The organism is Paraburkholderia sp. BCC1884, assembly GCF_900996225.1.
GTDB lineage: Bacteria > Pseudomonadota > Gammaproteobacteria > Burkholderiales > Burkholderiaceae > Paraburkholderia.
In genome coordinates this window covers 39,417-59,994 of the sequence record NZ_CAAJGL010000112.1, presented here as the reverse complement: position 1 = coordinate 59,994, position 20,578 = coordinate 39,417, and the positions used below count along the sequence as shown (strand labels likewise).

The window sequence follows — 20,578 nt, the reverse complement described above, 5'->3', positions numbered from 1 at the left end:
CTCTTCGATGCATCAGGACCGGCTTGACGCAATCGGCGCGCCGGTCCGCTCACTCCCTACCAGGGCACAGCCATGGATCTGAACTTCACGCCTGAAGAAGAAGCTTTTCGCGCCGACGTGCTGGCCTTTCTGCGCGATCGGCTCCCGCAACGTCTCGCCGACAAGGTGCACGGCGGCCGCCGCCTCACGCGCGACGACATGGCGCAATGGCACGCGATTCTCCACGCGCAAGGCTGGCTCGCGAATCACTGGCCGAAGGAATACGGCGGCCCCGGCTGGACGCCGGTGCAGAAATTCATCTTCGAGAACGAATGCGCTTTGGCGGGCGCGCCGCGCGTGGTGCCGTTCGGCGTCAACATGCTCGGTCCGGTGATGATCAAATACGGCAACGAGGCGCAGAAACGCCACTGGTTGCCGCGCATTCTCGACGGCTCGGACTGGTGGTGCCAAGGCTACTCGGAACCCGGTGCAGGCTCCGATCTCGCCTCGGTCAACACCACGGCGGTACGCGGCACGGATGCGCAAGGCGAGCACTACCTCGTGAATGGGCAGAAGACATGGACCACGCTCGGCCACTACGCGAACATGATCTTCTGTCTCGTGCGCACCGCCACCGACGTGCGCAAACAGGAAGGCATCAGCTTCCTGCTGATCGACATGAGTACGCCCGGCGTCGAAGTGCGCCCCATCATCACGCTCGACGGCGAGCATGAAGTCAACGAAGTGTTTTTCACCGACGTGCGCGTGCCGCTCGAGAACCTAGTCGGCGAAGAGAACAAGGGCTGGACCTACGCGAAGTATCTGCTCACGTACGAGCGCACCAATATCGCGGGCGTCGGGTTTTCGGTGGCGGCATTCAACCGCTTGCGCAAGATCGCCGCGAAGCAGCAACGCAATGGTCGGCCGTTGGCGGAAGACCCGTCGTTCGCCGCACGCATGGCACGCGTCGAGATCGATCTGGAAAACATGAAGACCACCAACCTGCGCGTGATCGCAGCGGTGGCAGGCGGCGGCGTGCCCGGCGCCGAAAGCTCGATGCTGAAGATTCGCGGCACCGAGATCCGTCAGGAGATCTCCTCGCTGGCGCGCCGCGCGATGGGTCCGTATGCACGGCCCTTCGTCGAAGCAGCCTTGCACGACGGTTTCGAGGGCACGCCCGTCGGCCCCGACGAAGCCGCGAGCGCCGCGTCGCTCTACTTCAATAACCGCAAGCTGTCGATCTTCGGCGGCTCGAACGAAATCCAGAAGAACATCATTTCCAAAATGATCCTGGGACTGTAAGGGGCGCACGTCATGAATTTCCAGCACACCGAAGACCGCCGCATGCTGGCGGACACGCTCAACCGGTTTATCAGCGAGCAGTACGGCTTCGGGACACGCGAGCGGATCGCGCGCTCGGCGCAGGGTTTCAGTAGTGAGTTGTGGGGACGTTTTGCGGAACTCGGCATCGTCGGCGCATTGTTCGATGAAGCGCACGGCGGGTTCGGCGGCGCTGGCTTCGACATCGCCGTGGTCTTCGAGAGCCTCGGCCGTGGCCTCGTGATCGAACCGTTTCTCGATACGCTGATCGTCGGGCAAGCCATCGCACGGAGCGGCGACGACGCACAGAAGGCGACGCTGGCCGGGTTGATCGACGGCTCGCGGATCGTGGCGCTCGCCCATGGCGAACCGGACGGCCACTACGAGTTGACGCACGTGACGACGCGCGCAGAACGCAGCGGCGAAACATGGCAATTGAGCGGCGCGAAAGCCGTCGTTCAGCACGGTGAGCACGCCTCGGTCTTTCTTGTCTCGGCACGCACGCACGGCAACGACGACGCATCTGACGGCATCGCCCTGTTCCTCGTGCCGCGCGATGCAGCGGGCGTGAGCGTGCAAGGCTATCCCACGATCGACGGCGGCCGCGCCGCCGAAGTCTCGTTCGACAACGTCACGCTCGCCGACGACGCCCTTCTCGGTTCGACACGCGAAAGCTTCGCCACGCTCGAATACGCGATTGCCTGCGGCGTGCTCGCGCTATGCGCGGAAGCCGTCGGCGCGATGGACGTCGCCAAAGATTACACGCTCGACTATCTGCGTACGCGCAAGCAGTTCGGCGTGCCGATCGGCAGCTTCCAGGCTTTGCAGCACCGCATGGCCGATCTGCTGCTGGAGATCGAGCAGGCGCGCTCGTCGGTGATCAATGCGGCGGCGGCGCTCGGCGCAGAACGCCAGGTACGCGAGCGTGCGGTGTCGGCGGCCAAATACAGCATCGGGCGAATCGGTGCGCTGGTCGCGCAGGAATGCATCCAGTTGCACGGCGGCATCGGCATGACATGGGAACTGCCGCTTGCTCACTACGCCAAGCGCCTCGTGATGATCGACCATCAACTCGGCGACGAAGACCATCACCTCGAACGCTTCATTGCGCTGGGGCGCGCCTGAACACACTGCCCTGTCAGGCGGCGCGATGGGAAATCAGACGAACCGCGCCGTCACTCCCGATCTGATGGATACTGGCGAACACACGGCCCCGCAGGCCCGATGTTTCACGTATTTCGCATAACCGGCACGAGCCGAGGAAACCTGCACACGCCGTAGCCCGAGCACCCGACGCGGAGGAAACATGGATTTCCTGAAGACGCTTTTCGAGCAGCAGCCGTTGATGACGCTGTTTCTGACTATCGCGGTGGGCTACTTCGTGGGCGAAATCAACATCAAAGGATTCTCGCTCGGCGTGGGGGCGGTCCTGTTCGTCGCGCTTGCGGCCGGCTGGTTCGCACCGAAATCCGCCCCGGCACCGATGATCGGCACGCTCGGGCTCTCGCTGTTCCTCTACACCGTCGGTGTTCAATACGGTAAGCAGTTCTTCCTCGGCCTCACGAGCGCCGCCGGCCGGCGCGCCAACCTGCTCGCGCTGGTCGGCGTACTGTGCGCGGGCGCGGTGAGCATGCTGATCCAGAAAGCCATGCAACTGAACACGGGCTATGCGCTGGGCCTCTTCTCCGGCTCCGGCACCAGCACTGCCGCGCTCCAGGCCGCGATTGCCGCACTGGGCAATGACGATGCCGCCGTCGGTTATTCGGTTTCCTATCCGTTCGGCGTGGCCGGTCCGATCGTGCTGCTTTATCTCGCCTTCATGATCCTGTCGCCGAAGATCAAGACCGCTACCAACGCGGGCCTCGAAATTCTCGAAATCGCGCTGCGCAATCCCGCGTTCTGCGGCAAGACGCTTGCTGAAGCGCTTACCGCGCTGCCCGCCGATGTACAGATCGTCGCCGTGCGCAGCGCGCATCACAACGCGCCGGCCTCACCCGAACTGGTGCTCGCGGAGAACGACGTCGTGCTGGCGGTCAGCCCGACTCAGGAGGCGCTCGCCGAAACCCGCAAGAGTCTTGGCGAAGCGGCACCCGGACGCGTACTGCGCGATCGCGGCGACCTCGACTATCTACGCGTGTTCGCCTCGCGCGCCAGCGTGGTCGGCCGCCCGCTCGGCGAGCTCGATCTGCCGGACGGCTCGATCGTCGCGCATGTGCGGCGCGGCGATGCCGACGTCATGCCGCGCCCCGATCTGATGCTCGAATACGGCGACCGCGTCGGCCTGCTGACGAAACGCCAGACCTTTCCGGCGCTGCGTAACTTCTTCGGCGATTCCATCAAGGGCACCGCGGAGTTCAGCTACATCTCCGTCGGGCTCGGGATGGCGCTCGGCTTTCTGGCGGGCGCCATCCAGCTGCCGCTGCCCGGCTTCGGCAAGCTCGCGCTCGGTTTGTGCGGCGTGCTGATCGTCGCCCTCGTACTCGGCAAACTGCGCCGCACCGGCAGCATCACCTGGAGCATGCCGCTGCCCGCAAACCTCGTGATGCGCAATCTCGGCCTGACGATCTTTCTCGCGCAGGTGGGCATGGCGTCGGGACCAAAATTCGCCGCGACGGTGTCGCAAACCGGCCTGCTGATGCTCGGCCTCGGCGCACTCGTCCTGCTCGCGCTGGCCGTGCCGATCCTGCTGCTGGGTCTGCTGGTGTACCGGCTGCCCTACGACGAAGTCGCGGGCATCGTGGCGGGCGCGTGCGGCAATCCGGCGATCCTCGCCTTCGCCAACAAGCTCACGCCGACCGATAAACCCGACATCGGCTACGCGATGATTTTCCCCGCCATGACGATCGTGAAAATACTGTTCGTGGATATCGTGCCGAAGCTGTGGTGAGCGCCGACTAGACCGTCGCCTCCCGGTATTTCGCGAACCTGGAGGATTGCCCGATCCCCGGGTTGAAGCAGTTGCAGGGATCGAGTTGCCGATAGAACGCCGCAAGCTGCGGCTTCGCGCGATACAGGTGACCGACGTTGTGTTCCGCCGGATATTCCGCGCCACGGCGATCCAGCAGCGTCCACATCTTGTGCTCCACCTCGACGCAGTCGTTGCCCTTCTTCACGATGTAATCCTGATGGAAGACGTGGCAGAAGAAGTGCCCGTAATACAGCTTGATGGAAATCGTTTGCTCGATCTCGGGCGGCAAGCTCTCCACCCAATCGTGATCGTTGCGGCGCAAGGCGATATCGAGCGCGACGATGTCTTCCACCTCACGCGTGTGCACGGCGCGATAACGCACGGCCGCGCCGGCGGCGGCGAAGCGATGGAGGAACGCCTTGCGCCCTTCCTCGGCGGTGCATTCGAAATAGCCGCCGCTGGCGTTCGCGAAGTAGCTCGCCAGATAGGCACGCGTTTCGTCGACGCTGCCGGCCGCGACCTTCAGCATCAGATGATGTTCGTACTGGTCGCGGTACTGTTTCATGCGCGGCGGCAGATGGCTCGGGAACAGCCGGCTGGCGGCCTGCATCACGCGGTCGGTGAAGTGCGAAGGGAAACAGCCCAGACGTTCGAATAGTGCATCGAAGCGGCTCTTCCAACTGAACAGGGCAGGAATTCTCGCGGTGCCGAGATAGTTGATCGCAAGAAACATATCCTTGCCGTACTCTTCCGCGATGTCGAAGGCATCGCGATGCAGATATTCGCCCGAGATCGGCAGCGCCTCGAAGTCGTGCAGCGCGTGACGACGGATCTCCGTCAATTCGTCGGGATTGTTCGTGCCGATGTAGAACACCTGGGCGTTCTGTTCGATCGGAAAAGTATCGAGCCTCACTGCGAAGACCATCAGCTTGCCCGCCGAACCCGATGCTTCGTGCAGACGTTGCGGGTCGGCGTTAAAGCGTGCCGGCGTATCGGCGTCGATCTCGCGTACGTGGCTCGCATAGCCGTGGTCCGATCCGGCGCCCGCGTCGTGCCGCACGTCGGCATCCGTGAACTGCCCGTGTTCGAGCCGGTTGAGGATTTCGTCGGGCGTGTCGCCGAGCGCAATCCCCAGATGGTTGACGAATTGCAACTCGCCAGCGGCGTCCACCTGGGCAAAGGCCGCCATTTCCGTATACGCCGGGCCGCGCTGCACCAGCGCCCCGCCGGAGTTATTGCAGACGCCGCCAAAAACCGACGCGCCGATGCAACTCGACCCGATCACCGAATGCGGCTCGCGCCCGAGCGGCTTCAGCGTTTGCTCGAGCTGGTCGAGTGTCGCCCCAGGCAGGCAGACGACCTGCTTGCCGCCGTCGATCACATATACCTTCTTCATGCGGCTCGTGCTTACGATCACGATGTCACGGTCGTAGTTGTCGCCGTCGGGCGTCGAGCCGCCCGTGAGCCCGGTGTTCGACGCCTGCGTGATGACGATCACCTTCGCCGCCACGCAGGCCTGCAGCACTTTCCATTGTTCGGCGATCGTGCCGGGCCGCACCACCGCGAGCGCTTTGCCCGCGCCGAAACGAAAACCGGTGCGAAAGCGCCGGGTGGCGTTGTCGTCCGTCAGGGTGTGCTGTGCGCCGACGATGGCGCGAAACGTCCCGAGCAACGCGTGACCCGTTCTGGCCTCGCCGGCCGACGATGGTGCATGGGCGACTGACATCGAACTCTCCTTGTGAGACGTTGGGCGTGATGCGCGTTTACTTCGACCCGCCATGTCGGCTGCGACGTTTCAGCACACCAGATTGACACGAAGGTTAGAATCACCGCGGTCATTAGTCCAATATCTTGAAGTTGCTATTTGCAGACGAAAATCATATGGAATTTCGCCAACTCCGTTACTTTCTCGCCGTGGCCGAACATCTGCATTTCACCGATGCCGCGGCGCGGCTGGGCATCGCCCAGCCGCCCTTGAGCCAGCAGATCCTGAAGCTCGAACGGGAAATCGGCACACCACTGTTCATCCGGCATCCGCGTCGGGTCGAGCTGACTGAAGCGGGACGGCTGTTTCGCGAACGCGCGCAACGCATCGTCGACGACGCGCAGCAGGCTTTAGTCGAAGTGCAGAACGCAGGCCGTGGCGAGACGGGACGGCTGTCGCTCGGTTTCGCCGGGTCGACGGTGTTTCACCCAATGGTCGCGGCGACCATGCAGCGCTTCCGGCATGACTACGCCCGGGTCTCGATCAGCTGCGAGGAAAGCAATAGTTCTCTGCTGCTGGACAAGGTCGCCGAGCGCCAGCTCGACGCCGCGCTGGTGCGCATGCCGTTGAATTGCCGGGATCTGGTTGTCGAGCCGCTGGTCGACGAAGACATGCTGGCGGTGCTGCCGGCCGATCATCGTTTGAACCGGCGACGACGCATTGCGCTGGCGGATCTCGCGAACGACCCATTCATTTTCTTTCCGCGCGCGATCGGCCCGAATCTCTATGACTCGATCATCGGCGCGTGCCGCGAAGCCGGCTTCGCGCCTTCGATCGGCATGGAGTCGCCGCAAATCTCTTCGGCGGCGAATCTCGTGGCGGCGGGCTTCGGCGTGGCGATCGTGCCCGCGTCGATGCGGCAGATTCAGGTCGAGAGCGTGTCGTATCACGCACTGCAAGGCAGCCCGCTTTCCTCGGGTATCGCGCTGATTCATCGAGCGCGCGAGAAGTCGGTTACGGTGCTGAATTTCGTGAAGATTCTGCGGGCGCAACGGCGGGTTGCGGCCCCTCGAACTAAATGACGCTCTGACGACTCGCCGCACCCGAGCGCCTGATCCAGGCCAGTCCAAGCAGGACAGCCACGGGCAAGGCGATCGAAGCAAATGAAAACGTGACATAGGCGAACGCTCCGGCAATCGCTCCCCCGGCAAAGCCGGCCATCGCGGCCAGCGTCGCCTTGAGTCGCTCCCGGACCTGCTGGCCGTGGCCGCTTGCCGAGCCGCGATGAATCAGCTCGACGAGGTCGAGCACGACCTGCGTGACATTGCCGGTCATGACCGTATTCGGCAGTCCCGTCATTTGTCGAAGCTTGCTGTGCGCGTTCTGCACGCCCATCGCCATGGTGCCGAGCACACCGCACAGCAGCACCATCGGCACGGCTGGGTCGACGACTGGCGTCGCCAGCGTGCCGGTGATGAGAAACAGCACGAGCAACGACGCCTGGAGCAGATACAGCGCGGCCTCGGTGCGGTCCGAATGATTCCGCTCGAGAAACTTGACCATCACACTACTCAGCGCAATGCCCACGATGAACGATGGAAACGCGAGCAACTTCAGCAACACGCCCTGACCGACGCCGGCGGCTTCCGCGCCGATCAGCACGAAGTTGCCCGTGACGTGCGCCGTGAACAATCCGAACAGCGCCACGAAGCCGACTGTATCGACGTAGCCCGCAATCAACGCGAGGATCGTATCCTGATGCCTGTTCACCCGCTGCTCCCGATGCGCGATCGGCACGCACCTGTGGCGGCCCGTAGAGAAATTCGATTCGTGTAAGCCATGCGGTATCGCCTTGCTGGCGATGGGCTACACGTTTTACGTGTCACGTCATCTTAGGCAGGAATGTCGCGCCATGCCGCTGAAACCTTGTTAATTCTCCTGAAGGCTTCCACTCGCTACTGAGAACCTCGTGCGCTACCGGTGAAGCCTCATGCGCTATAGACGTGTTACGAATATCCCTTCGAGCAGCGTCAGGGCGACCGCCCCGACGCTGTTTTGCCGACTCAATCAGGCAAGATCGAAACGGTCGAGATTCATCACCTTGACCCAGGCGGCAATGAAGTCACGAACAAATTTGTCCTGCCCATCTTCACTGGCGTAAACCTCGCCCAAAGCCCGCAATTGGGCATTCGAACCAAACACCAGATCGACGCGGCTGCCTGTCCATTGCAGTTCACCGGTTTTGCGGTCACGCCCTTCGAACGTTTCCTGAGCCGGCGACGCCGGCCTCCACTCCGTGTTCATATCGAGCAGGTTGCGGAAGAAGTCGTTGCTCAGCGTTCCTTTACGCTGCGTGAAAACACCGTGCGAGTCATTTCCCGCATGGACGTCCAGCACGCGCAAACCGCCAATCAGCACGGTCATCTCCGGCGCGCTCAAGCTCAGCAGTTGCGCCTTGTCGATCAGCAACGCTTCGGCTGGCACACTGAAGCGGCCCTTGAGGTAGTTGCGAAAACCATCCGCGGGCGGTTCGAGTGCCGAGTTGGCTTCCACATCGGTCTGTTCCTGCGAGGCGTCCATACGACCCGCGGCGAAAGGCACCGTGACCTCACGCCCGGCATTTTTCGCTGCCGTCTCGATGCCGACGCTGCCGCCCAGCACGATCAGATCCGCCAGCGATACCTGCTTGCCGCCTGACTGTGCCCCGTTGAACTCGCGCTGAATACCTTCCAGCACCTGCAACACCTTTGCCAACTGCTCAGGCTGGTTGACTGCCCAGTCCTTCTGCGGCGCGAGGCGGATACGCGCACCATTCGCGCCGCCGCGCTTGTCAGAACCGCGAAAAGTCGAGGCGGAGGCCCACGCGGTCGACACCAACTCCGCAACCGACAATCCCGACGCCTGAATCTTCTGCTTGAGGGAAGCGATATCCTGCTCATCGACCACCGGGTGATCGAGTGCCGGAATCGGGTCTTGCCAGAGCAGTTCTTCAGCGGGGACTTCCGGTCCGAGATAACGGGCGCGAGGTCCCATATCGCGGTGAGTCAGCTTGAACCATGCACGCGCGAATGCATCGGCCAACTGGTCGGGATTCTCGAAGAAGCGGCGCGAAATTTTCTCGTATGCCGGATCGAGGCGCAATGACAGGTCGGTCGTGAGCATTGTCGGCAGGATCTTCTTCGACGGATCGTGTGCATGCGGAATCGTTGCCGCCGCCCCCTTCGCGACCCACTGATTGGCGCCGGCGGGACTCTTCGTCAATTCCCATTCGTAGCCGAACAGGTTCTCGAAGAAGCCGTTGCCCCACGTGGTCGGTGTGGTGGTCCAGGTGACTTCGAGTCCACTCGTAATCGCATCGCTACCCCGGCCCGTGCCGAAGCTGTTCTTCCAGCCGAGCCCCTGATTCTCCAGACCAGAACCTTCCGGCTCGGGGCCGACGTTCTCGGCAGGTCCCGCGCCGTGTGTCTTGCCGAAGGTGTGGCCGCCGGCAATCAGGGCGACCGTTTCTTCGTCGTTCATCGCCATACGGGCGAAGGTTTCGCGAATGTCGTGGGCTGCCGCGATCGGGTCCGGATTACCGTCGGGGCCTTCGGGATTCACATAGATCAGACCCATCTGCACCGCAGCGAGCGGGTTTTCCAGATGCCGTCCGTTGTCGTCGCGACTGACTTCTTCGCCGTGCTTTTCCTCGTCGGCGACGATCGTGCCGCCGTCGCCGTCGTCACCCGCGGCGCCTTTGCCGTAACGGACGTCCCCGCCCAGCCAGGTCTGTTCATTGCCCCAGTAGATGTCCTGATCCGGCTCCCACGTATCCTCGCGACCGCCCGCGAAACCAAAGGTCTTGAAGCCCATGGTCTCGAGTGCAACATTGCCGGTGAGAATCAGCAGATCGGCCCAGGAAATCTTCTGGCCGTACTTCTGCTTGATCGGCCACAACAGGCGGCGTGCCTTGTCGAGGCTCACGTTATCGGGCCAGCTGTTGAGCGGCGCGAAACGTTGCTGGCCGCGCCCTGCACCGCCTCGGCCATCGCCGATACGGTAAGTGCCCGCACTATGCCAGGCCATGCGAATGAATAGCGGGCCATAGTGGCCGAAGTCTGCCGGCCACCAGTCTTGCGAGTCGGTCATGAGCGCCGCGAGATCCTTCTTTACCGCAGCCAGGTCGAGGCTCCTGAAAGCTTCGGCGTAGTTGAAACCATTGTCGAGCGGGTTGGACTTGCCGGAATGCTGGCTCAGCAGGTCGAGTCGCAGTTGCTTCGGCCACCAGTCGCGATTGGTCGTGCCACCGCCAGCGGTGTGCCTGAAAGGGCATTTTGCTTCGTTAGACATGGACTGTCTCCTTGAAATGACTTGAGCGCCGTTACCTCATGCCGGCCTACCCGCGCATCACGCCTGTGAGGTCTTCAAAAGATACTTATGGCTTCCGGAAAGCACCCGTTCTCCGCGCTGATTGTGAACCGTGACGCGGGTTCTGACCGCTCCGCTATTACTCATGGCTGTGAGCTCTACGATCTCCAACGGAGGATAAAGTGTATCGCCCGCCTGGATTTCCAGCAGAAACCGACAGGACCGTTCGACGAAGGCGATAAAGATCTCACCGAAAGTGTGCGGCAGAAGCGTGGCACCGCGCGCCGTAAAAGCCAGCACCTGCAGGCAGCGCGCCACCGGCGCGGGATGCCCGAAACGCTTTGCATGTCCACCTCGTCCAGCGGGGGCTCGCCTGTTGCGGAAGTTGAATTCAGGTTGCTTCTTCGGCTATTCAGACGATAGCGAATCAAGGCCATTAATACCTTGTGGCGCAATTAAAAATGCTTAATTGCTGAAACCTTTCCCGTCGCGGTATTTCTTGGCTTCACTTCGATCCTGCAGTTCGCGCACGGCTCAAGTGTTCCATTTCTCTTCTACACGAACCCGATTGTTCTCGAGTTCGTCGCGGGGTGCTGCGTGGGCACTTACTACGCGAGAGGAAAGCAGATTTCGCTATCGACTGCACTCGTCGTGCTGTTTAGCGTCATTGCGTTCAGAACGCTATATGCACCCACGCTGACGGTGGCCAATCGGCCCATTGTGGTCGGACTGCCGGCGCTGGCGATCGTCGTTGTCGCTCTCGCACTGGAAACGAAAATTCGCTGGAGCAGATTTCTCAGCATGTTGGGCGATGCGTCGTATTCCATTTATCTGACGCACGTTCTCACGCTTCCGTTCGGTCTGAAGCTGATCCAGATGGCCGACCGGCAGCATGGATTGCCTGGCGATATCGTCTATCTGGCGGTGGTGCTTGCCTCGATTTTCGTGGGCCTCGCCTGTCACCGTTTGCTTGAGCGACCGCTGAGTCGCGCAGCGGGTCGGTGGTTGACTCGCCGGTCCAATCAGTGGACGGCCGACCCGAGAACAGTTGCCTAACCGGCAGGATGAGATTGCATGGACGGTTGAGATTTTCAACACGCAAATCTGGACGAAGCAAAAACGCGCAGACAAGTCTGCGCGTTTTTTTGGGTGTTGCCTCGACAGATCGCGTTGGCGCCAGTCTTTTATCCGGCCAGCCCTAGCCTGTTGCAACCTCGGTCCCGCTGATTACGAGCCGAAGTACAGCGGCTTCATCCCATGGTTTGCATCCGGACGGATCGAACCTTGAATTTTGTGGCCTACCCGCAAGACGCTGGAGTCAAATGCATGCAGCCGCTGATGGGCGCCGGACGCCGACGTGCCATCGACCACACCGCCGAAATCCGTAGCCGGGTTCACCGACGGATTCGATTGAGCGAAAGACGAGACAGCCGGGATTGCGAGAGCCGCTGCGACGATGAACGATTGAACGAGTTTCATGGTGACTACCTCCAGACTGTGTTGTTTCGCAAACACCTGTTTGCGTTTCAGTGAAGCCAGTCTATGGCGAAGGCGACTCGAAATGAAGCGCTGCCGGGACAAAAGAATGTTGTTGAATTCCGTACTAACCCTGGTGCTCGTCCATATGCAGACGGAAGTGTCTGGACGAGTCGAGGCCCCGCTGTGAGACTGCAGCGTTGGTAATCCGGAACGGCGGGGTGAGCGAAACGAAACGGTTGGGAACAATGGACGGCAGGAGAAAACGAAAAAGGCCTTACAAGCATTGCTTGTAAGGCCTTGATTTCTTTGGTCGGGGCGAGAGGATTTGAACCTCCGACCACACGCCCCCCAGGCGTGTGCGCTACCAGGCTGCGCTACGCCCCGAACAGTGCAAAATTATAACAGACACTTCATTCGATTAGAACCGCTCTGCGCGAACAAAACAGTCTAGTGGCCCAACAAATCGATCACGTTCAGCAATTCCGTGCGCAATTGTTCGACGTCTACCGACGCGGTGTTTGCCGTCTCCGCCGATGTGAGTGCTGCAGTGCCCTCGCCTTCTTCAACCGGCTCGCCCGACGCTCCATGCGCGCCGCCACCGTGCGAATCGAGCCGATTGCGTGCGCCGTTGATCGTGAAGCCCTGCTCGTACAGCAACTCCCGAATCCGCCGGATCAGCAGCACCTCGTGGTGCTGGTAGTAGCGACGATTGCCGCGCCGCTTGACCGGCCTCAACTGCGTGAATTCCTGTTCCCAATAGCGCAGCACATGCGGCTTCACACCGCATAGTTCGCTGACCTCACCAATCGTGAAGTAGCGCTTCGCCGGAATCGGAGGCAAGACGACTTTTTCGATCGTCGCTGTCATCGTCAGTTAGGCCGTCTTGTTGGGTTGCGCAGGAACGCGCCAGTCAATCAGCGCGCGAAGCTCGCTTCAGCGCCGTTCTCAACGAGCGCCTTCAGCTTTTGACTTGCATGGAACGTCACCACGCGGCGCGCGGCGATCGGAATCGCCTCGCCGGTTTTCGGGTTTCTGCCGGGACGCTGGGGTTTGTCGCGCAACTGGAAGTTGCCGAACCCCGACAACTTCACGCTGTCGCCGCTCTCCAACGCGTCGCGGATCACCTCGAAAAACGCTTCGACCATGTCTTTCGCTTCCCGCTTGTTGAGCCCGACATTGTCGAACAGCAACTCGGCAAGTTCCGCTTTGGTGAGCGTCGGCGTTTCAGTGGAAACGACGGCGGGTGATGTCGGAATATCGCGAATCATGGCGCTGCGTTGCGCCGTAAGAAGGGCTTCGAAATCACTCGAGTTCATTTCATTCATATATCTATCAAATGGCGCGCCAAGCAAAAAACAAAGGATGCGGAAACAGCCGTGCAATTGTTAAATGCGGGTTATCCGCGCAACCGTGCGCCATATACTCGAGCCAGACGTTCCACCAGAGTTTGAATGGCCAGATCGACCGTTTCATCCTGAAGGGTCCCGCCAGTATCTTGCAAGGTCACACGGAACGCAAGGCTTTTCTCGTGAGTGGCCAGGCCACCGGAAGTGTTTGATTTTGGACGGAATTCGTCGAAAAGCGCAACCTTCTGAACGGTCTTGCAAGCCGGCTCGGACTGGGCCTTCTGCAGCTCGTCCAGCAGTGCCTGAACCTCGATTTTCTGATCGACGACAAGCGCAATATCGCGCCGTACCGGCGGGAATTTAGATACTTCCGACGGAATCGGCAATACACGCTGCATTAATGCTTCTGCTTCGATTTCAAACAGAATCGGCGCATGCGGCAAATCATATTTCTGCATCCAGCGCGGATGCAATTCGCCAATCCAGCCCACTGCACGGCCATTCAGTTCGATGCGCGCGCTGCGTCCCGGATGCAACGCCGGATGCTCCGCTTTCACGAAACGTGCCACGGCCGGCGCGAGCACCGCTTCGAGATCGCCTTTCACGTCGAAATAATCGACCGCGCGGGTGGAAGCGCCCCACTGCTCGTCCTGTACCGGACCGTAAGCGAGGCCACCCAGCATCTTCGGCTGCGCGAAACCTTCGACCGTCAATTCGCCGGCCTTGATCGACGGATCATGCAGGAACACGCGACCCGCTTCGAACACGCGCACACGATCCGCTGCGCGGCGATTCAGGTTCGTGCGCAGCACTTCGATCAGGCTGCCGAACAGCGTAGTGCGCATGACCGACAACTGGCTTGCGATCGGATTCAGCAGACGTACCGGCTTGTCGTTGCCGGCGAAATCCTGCTCCCACGCCGCGTCGACGAAACTGAAGTTGACCGTCTCCGCGTAATCGCGCGCGGCGAGCGCGTGGCGAATCACGTGAATCGAACGCTGCGTTTCGTTGGTCGCCAGCATCTCGCTCGTGGCGACCGGCGGGCGTGCCGGGATCTTTTCGAAGCCGTAGATGCGCGCGACTTCTTCGATCAGGTCTTCTTCGATTTCGATGTCGAAACGGTACGACGGCGGCGTCACCGAGAACGTGTCTTCGCCACGTTCGAACGTGAGACCGAGACGCGTGAAGATCTGCGCGATTTCATCAGCACTGATCTTCACACCGATGATGCGGTTCGCTCGCGACACGCGCATGGTCACCGGCTCGCGCCTGGGCACGTTGACGATCTGATCGTCGACCGGGCCAGCTTCGCCGCCGCAGATGTCGAGAATCAGCCGTGTGATGCGTTCGATGTGATCGACGGTCGTCGCGTAGTCGACGCCACGTTCAAAGCGATGGCCGGCATCGGTCGAGAAGTTGTACTTGCGCGAGCGGCCACGAATGCTATCCGGCCACCAGAACGCGGCTTCCAGATAGATGTTGGTGGTGTCGAGCGTGACGGCGGTGCTGTCGCCGCCCATGATGCCCGCGAGGCTTTCGATGTGCTGCTCGTCCGCGATCACGCCAACGGTTTCATCGAGCTCGACGGTGTTGCCGTTCAGCAGCTTGAGCGTTTCGCCCTTGCGGCCCCAGCGCACGTCCATGCCGCCGTGGATCTTGTCCAGATCGAACACGTGCGACGGCCGGCCGAGTTCGAGCATCACATAGTTCGAGATATCGACCAGTGCCGAGATGCTGCGCTGACCCGAGCGCTCCAGACGCTCAACCATCCATTGCGGCGACTTCGCGCGTGCGTTCACGCCGCGAATCACGCGGCCCGAGAAACGGCCGCACAGATCAGGCGCCGAAATTTTCACGGGCAACGTTTCAGTGAGCTTCACTTCGACCGGCTTGATCTCGAGCGGACGCAGCGGCGCGCCCGTGATCGCCGACGTCTCGCGCGCCACCCCGAACACCGAGAGGCAGTCAGCCTTGTTCGGCGTCAGCTTGATTTCGAAAACGGTGTCGTCGAGATTCAACGTCTCGCGAATGTCCTGGCCGATCGGCGTATCTTCCGGCAGGATCATCAGGCCGCTATGATCTTCCGAGAGCTTGAGTTCGCGTGCCGAGCACAACATGCCCTGGCTTTCCACGCCACGTAGCTTCGAGAGCCTGATCGCGAACGGCGTGCCGCCCTCTTCAGCCGGCGGCAGTTCCGCGCCCACCAGCGCGACGGGCACCTTGATGCCCGGCGCCACGTTGGGCGCACCGCACACGATGTTCAGCGTCGTGCCCGTGCCGGCGTCGACCTGACACACGTTGAGCTTGTCCGCGTCCGGGTGCTTGACGACTTCCAGCACCTGGCCGACGACGATCTTCGAGGTCGGCGGCGCGACCGGCCGCAGGTCTTCGACTTCGAGACCCGCCATCGTCAACGCGTGCGACAGTTGATCGGTCGTCAGTTGCGGATCGACAAAGGTTCTCAGCCAGGATTCCGGGAATTGCATGGTTCTGTGTACGTTCTGATCAGGTTAGGTCCACGTCCGGCGGTGCTTGCGTTCGATGCAACTGTGCGCACTACCGGGGACGCTGCAGGCGGCACTGCACGCAGTGCCGCACTTGAGGCTTGTCGCGTTCGACCGCGCCGGTTCAGGCGAATTGACGCAGGAAACGCAGGTCGTTTTCGAAGAACAGACGCAGGTCTTGCACGCCGTAACGCAACATCGTGAGCCGCTCGAGGCCGCTGCCGAAGGCGAAGCCGATGTAACGCTCGGGGTCGAGGCCCATGTTGCGGATCACCGTGGGGTGAACCTGGCCGGAGCCAGAAATTTCGAGCCACTTGCCGGCGTTCTTGCCCGTTTCGAACAGCATGTCGATCTCAGCCGACGGTTCGGTGAACGGAAAATACGACGGACGGAAGCGCACGAGAATGTCGTCGCGCTCGAAGAATTTCTTGAGGAAGTCGGTGTAGACGCCCTTCAGGTCCGCGAAGCTGATGTTCTCGTCGATCCACAGGCCTTCGACCTGGTTGAACATCGGCGAATGCGTCGCGTCGCTGTCCACGCGGTACGTGCGGCCCGGCACGATTACCTTGATAGGCGGCGTGTTGGTACGCGCGTAGCGCACCTGCATCGGGCTGGTGTGGGTGCGCAGCAGCAGTTGGCGGCCGTCGGCATCTTTGCCGTCGACGTAGAAGGTGTCCTGCATGGAACGCGCCGGATGGTTTTCCGGGCTGTTCAGCGAGGTGAAGTTGTACCAGTCGGTTTCGATTTCGGGGCCGTCGGCCACGTCGAATCCAATCGACCGGAAAATCTGTTCGACGCGCTCCCACGTACGCATCACCGGGTGCAGGCTGCCGGCGCCGGTGCCGCGACCGGGCAACGTGACGTCGATGGCTTCAGCGGCGAGGCGCTGATTCAGCAACGCGTCGGCCAATGCCTGACGGCGCGCCGTCAACGCGGCTTCCACTTGTTGCTTGACGAGGTTGATCCGTGCGCCTTCGGTCTTGCGCGTTTCGGGATCGAGTTTGCCAAGGCCCTTCAACAGCTCGGTCAGCGCACCCGATTTACCAAGAAAGCGGGCTTTCTCGTTCTCGAGGGTGGTGACGTCGGAGGCTTCTGCGAAGGCTTTTTGCGCGTCGGCGACAATCTGGTCCAGATCCATTGATCCCATCATTTCAACGTCAGTGTTCAATCGAAGCAAAACTGGTTCTACCAACAAAAACGGGGCTCGGTGAGGAGCCCCGTTTTTGCTGCAGCGTCACCGCGACTACCGGATGTTCGCTACAACGAACCACGCAGTGTTAATTGCCAGAAGCGCAATCAGGCTGCAACGGCGGCTTTCACCTGCTGAACGATCGCAGCAAAAGCAGCCTTGTCGAACACAGCCATGTCGGCCAGCACCTTGCGGTCGAGTTCGATCGAAGCCTTCTTCAGGCCGTTGATGAACACGCTGTACGTCATGTCGTGCTGACGCACCGCCGCGTTGATACGCGTGATCCACAATGCACGGAACACACGCTTCTTGTTGCGGCGATCGCGATAGGCGTATTGGCCTGCGCGCATGACCGCCTGCTTGGCGATGCGATAGACGTTATTGCGACGGCCGCGGTAACCCTTGGCCAGCTTGATGATCTTCTTGTGACGGGCCCGTGCGGTAACCCCACGTTTTACTCGAGGCATGTCTTGCTCCTATGAGTTTCGGTTAAGGGTTAAGCGAACGGCAACATTGCGCGCACGGAGTTCATATCTGCATCATGAACTGCCGTCGAACCGCGCAAATGGCGTTTGTTCTTGGTGGTTTTCTTGGTAAGAATGTGGCGCTTGAAGGCTTGACCGCGCTTGACGGTACCGCCCGGACGCACCACGAAGCGCTTTGCAGCACTCTTCTTGGTCTTCATCTTCGGCATGACAACTCCATTATTAGATGGATATGGGTGTGCGGTCGGCCAGATGGCCATTACCCGCCCTTCGAAACCCATTCCACTTGGTATGCAGACCGCCCAACGTGCCGGCGGTCGCTTTTCAGGAATCGACGCGCATTTGCATGCGCGCCGTTCCGAAACCTGCCGATGCCGCACCGGACACCCGGCCCAGCATCGTTTCAAACCTTCACCACCAGAGCGCGCGCCACACGGCACGCCGCTGCTCCAGTTTCTTACTTCTTTTTCTTCGGAGCGATCACCATGATCATCTGGCGCCCTTCCATTTTGGGCATCTGCTCGACCTGACCGACTTCGTCAAGGTCCGTGCGCAGGCGCTCAAGCACGCGCATACCGATTTCCTGGTGAGCCATTTCGCGGCCACGGAAACGTAACGTGATTTTCGTCTTGTCGCCGTCGTCGAGAAAGCGAATGAGATTGCGCAGCTTGACGTTGTAGTCGCCGTCATCAGTACCCGGTCGGAATTTGACTTCCTTGACCTGGACGATTTTCTGCTTGAGCTTGGCCTCGTGTTGCTTCTTCGCTTCCGAGTACTTGAACTTGCCGTAGTCCATCAAGCGGCAAACCGGCGGAACCGCTTGCGGAGCGATTTCGACCAGATCCACGTCCTGCTGTTCCGACATGCGGAACGCATCAGCGAGTTTCACAATGCCGAGCGGTTCGTTTTCGACGCCGACCAGACGCACCTCGGGTGCTGTAATTTCACCGTTGATGCGGTGCGCAGACTTATCAGTAGCGATGTTACGTTTCCTCTAAAATTTAAAAAAACGAGCCGGGCTGCCAAGTGGCTCAGTTGAACGACTGCACATCATGGCGCAGACGCTCAATGAAGGTATCGAGAGGCATCACGCCTAGATCGACACCGCCACGGGCACGCACGGCTACCGTTTGGGCTTCACGCTCTTTGTCGCCGACAACAAGCAGGTACGGCACCTTTTCCAGCGTGTGCTCACGTATTTTATAGCTAATCTTCTCGTTGCGCAAATCGGCTTCTACTCTAACCCCTTGTTTTTGCAACGATTGGGCTAGGGACCGCGCATATTCGGTCTGACTTTCCGCGATATTCATCACGACAACCTGCATCGGAGCGAGCCAGGACGGCATTGCACCAGCATGGTGCTCGATCAGAATACCGAGGAATCGCTCCATTGATCCGACGATTGCCCGGTGCAACATGATCGGCCGGCGACGGCTGTTATCCTCGGCGACATACTCGGCGCCAAGGCGCTCCGGAAGCACCATATCGAGTTGCAACGTGCCGCACTGCCACGAGCGGCCGAGCGCGTCCTTGATGTGATATTCGACCTTCGGACCATAGAAAGCGCCCTCGCCCGGCAGCTCTTCCCACGTTACGCCGCACGCCGTCAGCGCTTCACGCAGACCTTGCTCGGCGCGATCCCACGTTTCGTCCGTGCCGGCGCGCGCATCCGGGCGCAGCGACAGCTTGATCTCGACGTTGTCGAAACCGAAGTCCTTGTAGACGCTCATCGCCAGCGTGTTGAACGCGATCGATTCGCTGATGAACTGGTCTTCGGTACAGAAAATGTGCGCGTCGTCCTGCACGAAACCACGCACGCGCATCAGACCATGCAACGCACCCGACGATTCATTGCGGTGGCACGAGCCGAATTCGGCGTAACGCAACGGCAGATCGCGATACGAACGCAGACCGTGATTGAACACCTGCACATGACCCGGGCAGTTCATCGGCTTGATCGCGTAGTCGCGCTTTTCCGATTCCGTCGTGAACATGTTTTCACGATAGTTCTGCCAGTGGCCCGACGCTTCCCACAGCGAACGGTCCATGATCATCGGCGTCTTGATTTCGAGGTAACCGGCGTCGTTCACGCGACGGCGCATGTACTGCTCGACCTGCTGCCATAGCGTCCAGCCGCGCGGATGCCAGAACACCATGCCCGGCGATTCGTCCTGCATGTGGAACAGGTCGAGTTGCTTGCCGAGCTTGCGGTGATCACGCTTCTCCGCTTCTTCGAGCATGTGCAGATACGCTTCCTGGTCCTCTTTCTTGATCCAGGCCGTACCGTAAATGCGCTGCAACTGTTCGTTCTTCGAATCGCCACGCCAGTAGGCGCCAGCCACCTTCATCAGCTTGAAGACTTTCAGCTTGCCCGTGGACGGCACGTGCGGGCCGCGGCACAGATCGGTGAAACCACCATGCGAGTACAGCTTGATATCGTCGCTTGACGGAATCGATTCGATGATCTCGGCCTTGTACTTTTCGCCGATGCTCCTGAAGTAATCCACCGCCTCTTCGCGCGACACGACGCGGCGTGAAACCGGTTCGTCTTTCTTCGCGATTTCCTGCATGCGCTTTTCGATCTTTTCCAGATCTTCCGGCGTGAAAGGACGGCTGTACGCGAAGTCGTAGTAGAAGCCGTTGTCGATCACCGGACCGATCGTGACCTGCGCTTCCGGGAACAGATCCTTCACCGCGTACGCGAGCAAATGCGCCGTGGAGTGACGGATGATATCGAGGCCGTCCGCGTCTTTCTCCGTGACGATGGCAAGCGCCACGTCATGGTCGATCAGCGCAGACGTATCGACGAGCTCGCCGTCGATCTTGCCGCCGAGCGCGGCCTTCGCGAGACCGGGGCCGATCGAGGCGGCCACTTCGGCGACGGTCACCGGATGCTCGTACTGTCGAACAGATCCATCGGGCAGACGTATCGAAACCATTGCGTTCTCCGTGGTGCCGACCGGCGGCGGCACATACAACCATCAAACAAGCCAAAAAAAATGCGGCCCCGCTTTCGAGGGGCCGCATTCACATTTCCTGCAAACTACATTGGCGAAAGTGGTCCTCGACTAGCGTCGCTCCGAAGTAATCTCGGTCAACGTTCGCGGTGTCATAACCGTATTCGCCTTTTGCGCCAAAGGCGCTTACTGCAGTTTGCGAAACCCCGGCAGAACCGGAATTTCTCTTTCGTTGGTAGGCTCGATTGGACTCGAACCAACGACCCCCACCATGTCAAGGTGGTGCTCTAACCAGCTGAGCTACGAGCCTGAAGAAACGAGATTATATGGAGCGCCACACTGCTTGGCAAGTACTTTTA

At 60.7% G+C, this 20,578-nt stretch carries 17 protein-coding genes and 2 tRNA genes; 5 read left to right on the top strand and 14 right to left on the bottom strand.

All coding sequences use genetic code 11. The annotated features are described in order from the left end of the window. The first annotated feature begins 72 nt into the window (after positions 1-72). The 3 genes from FQ705_RS25865 to FQ705_RS25855 all read left to right on the top strand — a co-directional run bounded on the left by FQ705_RS25865 (position 73) and on the right by FQ705_RS25855 (position 4,186). Positions 73-1,281, top strand: a complete 1,209-nt coding sequence (locus tag FQ705_RS25865; RefSeq protein WP_144145880.1) for an acyl-CoA dehydrogenase family protein — start codon at positions 73-75, stop codon at positions 1,279-1,281. 12 nt (positions 1,282-1,293) lie between these two features. Beyond that, complete coding sequence (locus FQ705_RS25860; RefSeq protein WP_144145878.1) at positions 1,294-2,424, top strand: acyl-CoA dehydrogenase family protein; 1,131 nt, start codon at positions 1,294-1,296, stop codon at positions 2,422-2,424. Between the two features lie 181 nt (positions 2,425-2,605). Continuing rightward, positions 2,606-4,186 (top strand): aspartate:alanine exchanger family transporter, encoded by a 1,581-nt coding sequence (locus FQ705_RS25855; RefSeq protein ID WP_144145876.1) that lies wholly within the window; start codon positions 2,606-2,608, stop codon positions 4,184-4,186. 7 nt (positions 4,187-4,193) lie between these two features. Here the strand turns inward: FQ705_RS25855 and dld are convergent, their stop codons facing one another. Continuing rightward, complete coding sequence (gene dld, locus FQ705_RS25850; RefSeq protein WP_144145874.1) at positions 4,194-5,933, bottom strand: D-lactate dehydrogenase; 1,740 nt, start codon at positions 5,931-5,933, stop codon at positions 4,194-4,196. Positions 5,934-6,088: 155 nt separating this feature from the next. Between dld and FQ705_RS25845 the strand changes: the two genes are divergently transcribed. Beyond that, entirely contained in the window at positions 6,089-6,994 is a 906-nt protein-coding gene (locus FQ705_RS25845; RefSeq protein ID WP_144145872.1) for a LysR family transcriptional regulator, read from the top strand. On the opposite strand, the gene FQ705_RS25840 is transcribed toward FQ705_RS25845, so the two are convergent. Beyond that, a complete protein-coding gene (locus FQ705_RS25840; RefSeq protein ID WP_260854616.1) occupies positions 6,987-7,682 on the bottom strand; it encodes a YoaK family protein in 696 nt (231 codons plus the stop codon). The two genes, FQ705_RS25845 and FQ705_RS25840, sit on opposite strands and share 8 nt — an antisense overlap. Before the next feature lie 297 nt (positions 7,683-7,979). After that, positions 7,980-10,241 carry a catalase/peroxidase HPI gene (katG, locus tag FQ705_RS25835; RefSeq protein WP_144145869.1) on the bottom strand — a complete coding sequence of 754 codons (2,262 nt, stop codon included), beginning with the start codon at positions 10,239-10,241 and terminating at the stop codon, positions 7,980-7,982. Positions 10,242-10,727: 486 nt separating this feature from the next. On the opposite strand from katG, the gene FQ705_RS25830 reads away from it, so the two are divergent. After that, the gene (locus FQ705_RS25830) at positions 10,728-11,315 is read left to right on the top strand and encodes an acyltransferase family protein (protein ID WP_144145868.1); all 588 of its coding nucleotides are present in this window, start codon (positions 10,728-10,730) and stop codon (positions 11,313-11,315) included. 171 nt (positions 11,316-11,486) lie between these two features. Here FQ705_RS25830 and FQ705_RS25825 read toward each other — a convergent pair whose 3' ends face one another. From FQ705_RS25825 to FQ705_RS25770, 11 genes are all read right to left on the bottom strand, one after another. Continuing rightward, the gene (locus FQ705_RS25825) at positions 11,487-11,738 is read right to left on the bottom strand and encodes a hypothetical protein (protein ID WP_144145867.1); all 252 of its coding nucleotides are present in this window, start codon (positions 11,736-11,738) and stop codon (positions 11,487-11,489) included. A gap of 307 nt (positions 11,739-12,045) precedes the next feature. Beyond that, positions 12,046-12,122 (bottom strand) — tRNA-Pro (locus FQ705_RS25820). A 63-nt stretch (positions 12,123-12,185) separates the two neighbouring features. Next, a complete protein-coding gene (locus tag FQ705_RS25815; protein WP_144145866.1) occupies positions 12,186-12,605 on the bottom strand; it encodes a MerR family transcriptional regulator in 420 nt (139 codons plus the stop codon). Between the two features lie 47 nt (positions 12,606-12,652). After that, positions 12,653-13,063: an integration host factor subunit alpha gene (locus tag FQ705_RS25810; protein ID WP_075301562.1), complete on the bottom strand. Its 411-nt coding sequence runs from the start codon at positions 13,061-13,063 to the stop codon at positions 12,653-12,655. 71 nt (positions 13,064-13,134) lie between these two features. Continuing rightward, a complete protein-coding gene (pheT, locus tag FQ705_RS25805; RefSeq protein WP_144145865.1) occupies positions 13,135-15,570 on the bottom strand; it encodes a phenylalanine--tRNA ligase subunit beta in 2,436 nt (811 codons plus the stop codon). Positions 15,571-15,712: 142 nt separating this feature from the next. Then, entirely contained in the window at positions 15,713-16,726 is a 1,014-nt protein-coding gene (gene pheS / locus FQ705_RS25800; protein ID WP_035546916.1) for a phenylalanine--tRNA ligase subunit alpha, read from the bottom strand. A 158-nt stretch (positions 16,727-16,884) separates the two neighbouring features. Further along, positions 16,885-17,244, bottom strand: a complete 360-nt coding sequence (gene rplT / locus FQ705_RS25795; protein ID WP_006052502.1) for a 50S ribosomal protein L20 — start codon at positions 17,242-17,244, stop codon at positions 16,885-16,887. A 29-nt stretch (positions 17,245-17,273) separates the two neighbouring features. Next, positions 17,274-17,471 carry a 50S ribosomal protein L35 gene (gene rpmI, locus FQ705_RS25790; RefSeq protein WP_012433738.1) on the bottom strand — a complete coding sequence of 66 codons (198 nt, stop codon included), beginning with the start codon at positions 17,469-17,471 and terminating at the stop codon, positions 17,274-17,276. Between the two features lie 248 nt (positions 17,472-17,719). Continuing rightward, on the bottom strand, positions 17,720-18,244 hold the full coding sequence (gene infC / locus FQ705_RS25785) for a translation initiation factor IF-3 (protein ID WP_081935657.1): 525 nt from the start codon (positions 18,242-18,244) through the stop codon (positions 17,720-17,722). A 49-nt stretch (positions 18,245-18,293) separates the two neighbouring features. Next, positions 18,294-20,201 carry a threonine--tRNA ligase gene (thrS, locus tag FQ705_RS25780; protein ID WP_144145864.1) on the bottom strand — a complete coding sequence of 636 codons (1,908 nt, stop codon included), beginning with the start codon at positions 20,199-20,201 and terminating at the stop codon, positions 18,294-18,296. 251 nt (positions 20,202-20,452) lie between these two features. Further along, positions 20,453-20,529, bottom strand: a tRNA-Val gene (locus FQ705_RS25770). Positions 20,530-20,578 lie beyond the last annotated feature (49 nt).

What these genes read in the sequence shown, in the direction of transcription:
- FQ705_RS25865 (WP_144145880.1), top strand. Translation starts at nt 73, where the DNA reads ATGGATCTGAACTTCACGCCTGAAGAAGAAGCTTTTCGCGCCGACGTG.
- FQ705_RS25860 (WP_144145878.1), top strand. Translation starts at nt 1,294, where the DNA reads ATGAATTTCCAGCACACCGAAGACCGCCGCATGCTGGCGGACACGCTC.
- FQ705_RS25855 (WP_144145876.1), top strand. Translation starts at nt 2,606, where the DNA reads ATGGATTTCCTGAAGACGCTTTTCGAGCAGCAGCCGTTGATGACGCTG.
- dld (WP_144145874.1), bottom strand. Translation starts at nt 5,933, where the DNA reads ATGTCAGTCGCCCATGCACCATCGTCGGCCGGCGAGGCCAGAACGGGT.
- FQ705_RS25845 (WP_144145872.1), top strand. Translation starts at nt 6,089, where the DNA reads ATGGAATTTCGCCAACTCCGTTACTTTCTCGCCGTGGCCGAACATCTG.
- katG (WP_144145869.1), bottom strand. Translation starts at nt 10,241, where the DNA reads ATGTCTAACGAAGCAAAATGCCCTTTCAGGCACACCGCTGGCGGTGGC.
- FQ705_RS25825 (WP_144145867.1), bottom strand. Translation starts at nt 11,738, where the DNA reads ATGAAACTCGTTCAATCGTTCATCGTCGCAGCGGCTCTCGCAATCCCG.
- FQ705_RS25815 (WP_144145866.1), bottom strand. Translation starts at nt 12,605, where the DNA reads ATGACAGCGACGATCGAAAAAGTCGTCTTGCCTCCGATTCCGGCGAAG.
- FQ705_RS25810 (WP_075301562.1), bottom strand. Translation starts at nt 13,063, where the DNA reads ATGAATGAAATGAACTCGAGTGATTTCGAAGCCCTTCTTACGGCGCAA.
- pheT (WP_144145865.1), bottom strand. Translation starts at nt 15,570, where the DNA reads ATGCAATTCCCGGAATCCTGGCTGAGAACCTTTGTCGATCCGCAACTG.
- pheS (WP_035546916.1), bottom strand. Translation starts at nt 16,726, where the DNA reads ATGGATCTGGACCAGATTGTCGCCGACGCGCAAAAAGCCTTCGCAGAA.
- rplT (WP_006052502.1), bottom strand. Translation starts at nt 17,244, where the DNA reads ATGCCTCGAGTAAAACGTGGGGTTACCGCACGGGCCCGTCACAAGAAG.
- rpmI (WP_012433738.1), bottom strand. Translation starts at nt 17,471, where the DNA reads ATGCCGAAGATGAAGACCAAGAAGAGTGCTGCAAAGCGCTTCGTGGTG.
- thrS (WP_144145864.1), bottom strand. Translation starts at nt 20,201, where the DNA reads ATGGTTTCGATACGTCTGCCCGATGGATCTGTTCGACAGTACGAGCAT.